Origin of the sequence: Bradyrhizobium sp. SHOUNA76, from assembly GCF_023006445.1 — a bacterium.
In the GTDB taxonomy this organism is placed as follows: domain Bacteria; phylum Pseudomonadota; class Alphaproteobacteria; order Rhizobiales; family Xanthobacteraceae; genus Bradyrhizobium.
In genome coordinates this window covers 1-5,955 of the sequence record NZ_JALBHA010000410.1, presented here as the reverse complement: position 1 = coordinate 5,955, position 5,955 = coordinate 1, and the positions used below count along the sequence as shown (strand labels likewise).

Here is a 5,955-nt window from a genome sequence, read left to right as displayed (position 1 = left end):
GGCGCTCGCCGCCCTCTGCTTCGCGCTCGCCGGCCACGAGGGCGCGACATTGGCGTTGGCCCTCGGCGCGGGCTTTGCCGTGCTCGGCAGTGTGATGAGCTTTTTGCGACTGGCGGTGAAGTAAGCTCTCGAGCCAGGTGTCAAGCCGCCGTCACATCGACCGTCGCCGGCGTGGTTTCGTTGTCCAGCGCCGCCAAACGCTCATCGATGGCAGCAATGACCTTGCGCGAGAACGGCCCGAGATGGGCATAGGCGGCGATCATCTGCACGGCAATGCGCGCGGATGTCGTGTCGCGCTTGGCGCAGTTCATGAAGGTCTGCCACAACGGTCCACGCGCCTCGGGAAGGGTGGTCACCACCTTGTGCACCGTCTCCATCGCACCGAGCTTGGCGCGGATATCGCCTTCGGCGAGCTCGTGGCGCTGCCTGGACCGGTCGAGCAGCGTCATCAGACGGTCGACGCGTCCTGCATAGGCAGCCGGGCTGTAGACGTGCTCCAGCACCCGCTTGTAGTCCGTCAGGATGTCGCGCAGCGGGCGCACCGGATCGAAGTTGATCCCGGCCGTGCACTGATCCGCGCCGATGGTCGGCGCCACATCGTGGCCCGGATGCAGCCGGCCTTCGCGCTCCAGGCGGCGCGTCAGCTGCGTGTTCGGCAAGGCGTAGAGCAGTCCGACCATGCTGACGGGGATCGCCGCCTCTTCGATGAAGTCGATCATGGCGTCCGCCATCGAGACTTTCTCATTGTCGAAGCCGACGATGAAGCCCGCGGTGACGAGCATGCCGGCGGCGTAGATCTTGTGGATGCTCTCGGCGATGTTGCGCCGCGTGTTCTGCTTCTTGCGCATCGCGACCAGCGTCGCCGGATCCGGACTCTCGATGCCGACGAAGATGGCGAAGAAATTCGCCGCCCCCATCAACTCCAATAGCTCGGAATCATCGGCCAAATTGACCGAGGCTTCGGTCGATAATTCGAACGGATAGCCGTGGGTCCGCTGCCATTCGGCGAGCTTAGGCAGGAACTGCCGCAGCGACTTCTTGTTGCCGATGAAATTGTCGTCGACAAAGTCGAGATGACCGCGATAGCCCATCTTGTAGAGCGTCTCGAGCTCCACGAACATCTGCTCGACCGTCTTGGTCCGCGGCACGCGTCCGTACAACTCGATGATGTCGCAGAACTCGCAGGTGAACGGACAGCCGCGGGAATATTGCACACCGAGATAGAGGTAGTCCTCGAACTTGAGCAGGTCGAAGCGCGGCACCGGCGTCTTGGTGACGTCGGCCTGGAATTTCGGCGCGGTGAAGACGCCGGACCGTGCGCCGCCCTCCCAGGCCGCGATGAATTCGTCGATGACGCTCTCGGCCTCGCCGAGCACCCGGAAGTCGGCCCGCTCATAGATGTGGGGGCTGGAGGTGGGATCGGGACCGCCGACGACCACCGGCTTGCCGGCCGCGCGGCAGAGTTCGATCAGACGCAGCGTATCGGCCTGCTGCGGCATCATTCCGCCGGTGAAGACGACGTCGGCCCAGGCGAGATCTTCGTCACCGAAGGAGGCCGTGTTGCAGTCGATCAGCCGGACCGTCCAGCTCTCTGGTAGCATGGCGGCAACGGTGATCAGGCCCAAAGGGGCGGCCGGGCGCTTCACGCCCAACACTTTGCAGGATTCGCCGAAGGTCCAGAAGGACTCTGCCGAGAACAGCGGATAGAGCATCAGCACGTTGTAGGGGGTCGGCACCTTCATGGAACTCCTTTTGGCGTTGGCCTAGTGTACCAAAGCGCTGACATCTTGCACCCCGGCAAAAGGGACAAACTGTCGCCTGTCGGAACCGTCGCGCCAAGCCACATTGTCGGCGTTCAGGGCGGGGGCGTCGCCCGCCAGCCGCAATTTCCGGTGGCTCACGACACCGCCCGATCCAAAATCCTCCCGCGGCAGCGACAATCCTTGCCGGCAACCCTCGGACTGTTGATTTGAACGGTTCCAGTTTGCCGGACACAGTGCGCCCCTGAGTTCAATCGGTGGATTGGGCCAATCAGGGGACTGCGATGGCAAACCTAACAATCAACGGAAAAACCTTCACCCTCGACGTCGAGCCGGATACGCCGCTGCTCTGGGCGATCCGCGAGAATGCCGGCCTGACCGGCACTAAATACGGTTGCGGCATTGCACAATGCGGCGCCTGCACCGTTCACATCGAAGGCGTCGCCACCCGCTCCTGCGGCGTTTCGGTCAGCGAGGCCGAGGGCAAGAAGATCACCACGATCGAGGGGCTCGCCTCGGGCGATTCGCTGCACAAGGTGCAGGAAGCCTGGATCGCCCAGGACGTGCCGCAATGCGGCTATTGCCAGAGCGGCATGATCATGGCGGTGGCAGCGCTGCTGAGCGAGAAGCCGAAGCCGACCGACGCCGATATCGACGAGGCCATCACCAATATCTGCCGCTGCGGCACCTTCCAGCAGGTGCGCGAAGCGATCCACACGATCGCAAGCGCGTAAGGATCCCCAACATGAACAAGCATGTTTCGCCGCGGCTCAACCGCCGCGCCTTCGTCATCGGCACGGCCGCAGTCGGCGCCGGCCTCGCGATCGGCCTCGACATTCCCTTCGGCGGCCCCGCCGTGGTCCGCGCCGCCGATGGATCGCCCGAGATCGGCGCCTGGGTCGTGGTCAGGCCCGATGACACCGTCGTGATTCGCATCGCTCGCTCCGAAATGGGCCAGGGCTCGCTGACAGGCCTCGCCCAGCTCGTCGCCGAGGAGCTCGAATGTGATTGGAATAAGGTCACGACCGAATATCCGACACCGGGCCAGAGCGTCGCGCGCAAGCGCGCCTGGGGCGATTTCTCGACCGGCGGCAGCCGCGGCATCCGCTCCTCGCAAGACTATGTCCGCAAGGGCGGCGCCGCCGCGCGCGTGATGCTGATCCAGGCCGCCGCCGACGCATGGAAAGTGCCGGCCTCGGAATGCGCAGCCGAGAACAGCGTCATCACCCATACGCCATCCGGCAAGACCACGACCTACGGCAAGGTCGCCGAGGCTGCGGCGAAGCTGACGCCGCCATCGGACGTCAAGCTGAAGGATCCGAAGGATTGGAAGCTGATCGGCAAGGGCGTGAAGCGGCTCGACACGGTCGACAAGACCACCGGCGCCATGGTCTACGGCGCCGACGTCAAGCTGCCGGGCATGCTGAATGCCGCGATCAAGGACTGCCCGGTGTTCGGCGGCAAGTTGAAGAGTTTTGACGAAGCCAAGATCGCCGGCATGAAAGGCGTCAAGAAGGTCGTCAAGGTCGGCGATACCGCGGTCGCGGTCGTTGCCGACACCTGGTGGCACGCCAAGACCGCGCTGGAGGCGCTGCCGATCGTCTGGGACGAAGGCGACAACGCCAAAGTTTCCAGCGCGTCGATTGCGAAGTGGCTGGCCGAGGGCCTCGACGACAAGCAGCCGGCCTATGTCGGCAACAAGAATGGCGATGCCAAGGCGGCGATTGCCGGCGCGGCCAAGAAGATCGAGGCCGTCTACAGCTATCCCTATCAGAACCACGCCACGATGGAGCCGATGAACGCCACCGCGCTCTACACCGCGGACAAATGCGAGGTCTGGTGCGGCACGCAGAATGGCGAGGCGGCGTTTGCTGCGGTGCTCGAGGCTTCCGGCCTGCCGGCCGAGAAGTGCGACGTGCACAAGGTGATGCTGGGGGGCGGTTTCGGCCGGCGCGGTCAGACCGACTATGTCCGTCAGGCGGTCCTGATCGCCAAAGAGATGCCGGGCACGCCGATCAAGCTGTTGTGGTCGCGCGAAGAGGACATGGCGCACGGCAGGTATCACCCCATCACCCAGTGCAAGTTGACCGGCGCGTTCGACGCCAACAACAATCTGGTCGCGTTGCACTACCGACTGTCCGGGCAATCGATCCTGTTCTCGCTTCGCCCCGAGGCGCTGCAGAACGGTATGGACCCGGCCGCATTCCAGGGTGTCGCCCAATCCGGCGAGGCCGCATTCGGCTATTCGGTGCCGAACCTGTTGGTCGAGCATGCGATGCGCAACCCGCACGTTCCGCCCGGCTTCTGGCGCGGCGTCAACGTCAATCACAACGCGATCTACATGGAATGCTTCATGGACGAGCTGGCCCAGGCCGCAGGCCAGGACCCGCTCGAATTCCGCCGCAAGCTGATGGGCAATCATCCCAAGCATCTGGCGGTGCTGAATGCGGTCGCGGAGAAGATCGGCTGGACCACGCCGGCACCGCAGGGCATCTACCGCGGCATTGCCCAGGTCATGGGCTATGGCAGCTATGTCGCCGGCGCCGCCGAAATCTCGGTAACCGACGGCAGCAAGATCAAGGTGCATCGCATCGTCGCCTCCACCGATCCCGGCTACGTCGTCAATCCGGCGCAGGTGGAACGGCAGATCGCGGGCTCCTTCGTCTATGGCCTCTCCGCGCTGTTCTATGGCGGCTGCACCGTCAAGGACGGCAAGATCGAGCAAACCAACTTCGACACCTACAACTCGATGCGCATCAACGAGATGCCGAAGGTGGAATCGGTGATGGTGCCGAGCGGCGGGTTCTGGGGCGGTGTCGGCGAGCCGACCATCGGCGTCGCCGCGCCGGCCGTGCTCAATGCGTACTTCGCCGCGACCGGCAAGCGCATCCGCTCGGTGCCGCTGCGCGACCAGAACATCACCTTTGCCTAAGTGAGCGCTGCGGCTTCCCCAACGGCAGCCGCAGCATTTTTCCGGACAAGACTCATGAATGTGCCGGTGACACGGCGGAATGCCGTCCTCGGCATCACCGTCGCGGCCACATCGCTCATCGCACCTTCGATCCTGCGCGCGCAATCGCCGGGCCGCATCGTCGTGGTCGGCGGCGGCTTTGGCGGTGCCGCTTGTGCCCGCGCGCTGATGCGTACGCAGAGAGACTTGCAAGTCATCCTGATCGAACCCAACGCGGTCTTCACCTCCTGTCCCTTCAGCAACGAGGTAATTGCGGGCCTGCGCGACATCGACGTGCAGCAGTTCGGCTACGACAAGCTTGCCGCCGAGGGCGTTACCGTGATCGGCCAGGCCGTCACCACGATCGACCCGGAGCGGCGCAGCGTCATGACGGCCGATGGCGTCGCGTTGCCCTATGACCGCCTCGTGCTCTCGCCCGGCATCGACTTCCATCTCGAATCCCTGCCCGGCTACGACGCCGCAGCGGCGGAAAAGATGCCGCACGCCTGGAAGGCCGGCGCGCAGACGCTTTTGCTGCGCAGGCAATTGGAAGCGATGGCGGACGGCGGCACGGTCGCCATTGCAATCCCGGCCAATCCCTCGCGCTGCCCGCCTGCGCCTTATGAGCGCGCCAGCCTGATCGCGCATTACCTGAAGACGAACAAGCCACGCTCGAAAGTTCTGATCCTCGATGCCAAGGATAGTTTCTCCCAGCAGCGGCTGTTCGAGACGGCCTGGAAGGAGCTCTATGGCGAGATGATCGAGCGCGTCGCGCTGTCGCAAGGCGGCCGCGTGACTTCGGTTGATCCCGCGACCATGACGATCGTGACCGAGTTCGGCAACTACACGCCCGACGTCGCCAATGTCATCCCGCCGCAGCGTGCGGGACGCATCGCCGAGATCGCGGGCGCTACCGATGCGACCGGCTGGTGCCCGATCGATCCCGTGTCCTTCGAGTCGAAGCTCGTCAAGAATATTCACGTCATCGGCGATGCCTGCCTTGGCGGCGGCATTCCCAAATCGGCATCCGCTGCAAGCGCGCAAGGCAAGGCCTGCGCCAGCGCAATCGTCGCTCTACTCGCCGGTAGCGCACCGGAGCCGCCGCGGCTTATGGGTGTGTGCTACAACACCGTCGCCCCCGGTTACGGTTTTTCACTCGCCGGCACCTACCAGCCGAAAGGCGACATCTTCGCCGAGGTCGAGGGCGGCGCGACCAGCCCGGTCGACGCGCCGCGCGAGCTGCGG

At 64.6% G+C, this 5,955-nt stretch carries 4 protein-coding genes; 3 read left to right on the top strand and 1 reads right to left on the bottom strand.

The genetic code is table 11. The features are described 5' to 3' along the window. Window positions 1-140: 140 nt before the first annotated feature. The gene (locus MOV74_RS29155) at window positions 141-1,742 is read right to left on the bottom strand and encodes a B12-binding domain-containing radical SAM protein (protein WP_246930101.1); all 1,602 of its coding nucleotides are present in this window, start codon (window positions 1,740-1,742) and stop codon (window positions 141-143) included. A 302-nt stretch (window positions 1,743-2,044) separates the two neighbouring features. On the opposite strand from MOV74_RS29155, the gene MOV74_RS29150 reads away from it, so the two are divergent. From MOV74_RS29150 to MOV74_RS29140, 3 genes are all read left to right on the top strand, one after another. Beyond that, complete coding sequence (locus MOV74_RS29150; RefSeq protein WP_246930100.1) at window positions 2,045-2,494, top strand: (2Fe-2S)-binding protein; 450 nt, start codon at window positions 2,045-2,047, stop codon at window positions 2,492-2,494. Window positions 2,495-2,505: 11 nt separating this feature from the next. After that, window positions 2,506-4,692 (top strand): xanthine dehydrogenase family protein molybdopterin-binding subunit, encoded by a 2,187-nt coding sequence (locus MOV74_RS29145; RefSeq protein WP_246930099.1) that lies wholly within the window; start codon window positions 2,506-2,508, stop codon window positions 4,690-4,692. A gap of 54 nt (window positions 4,693-4,746) precedes the next feature. Further along, a partial coding sequence (locus tag MOV74_RS29140; RefSeq protein ID WP_246930098.1) for an FAD/NAD(P)-binding oxidoreductase occupies window positions 4,747-5,955 on the top strand: 1,209 nt, incomplete at its 3' end.

Excerpts from the sequence above, each read along its gene's own strand:
- MOV74_RS29155 (WP_246930101.1), bottom strand. The coding sequence starts at position 1,742 with ATGAAGGTGCCGACCCCCTACAACGTGCTGATGCTCTATCCGCTGTTC.
- MOV74_RS29150 (WP_246930100.1), top strand. The coding sequence starts at position 2,045 with ATGGCAAACCTAACAATCAACGGAAAAACCTTCACCCTCGACGTCGAG.
- MOV74_RS29145 (WP_246930099.1), top strand. The coding sequence starts at position 2,506 with ATGAACAAGCATGTTTCGCCGCGGCTCAACCGCCGCGCCTTCGTCATC.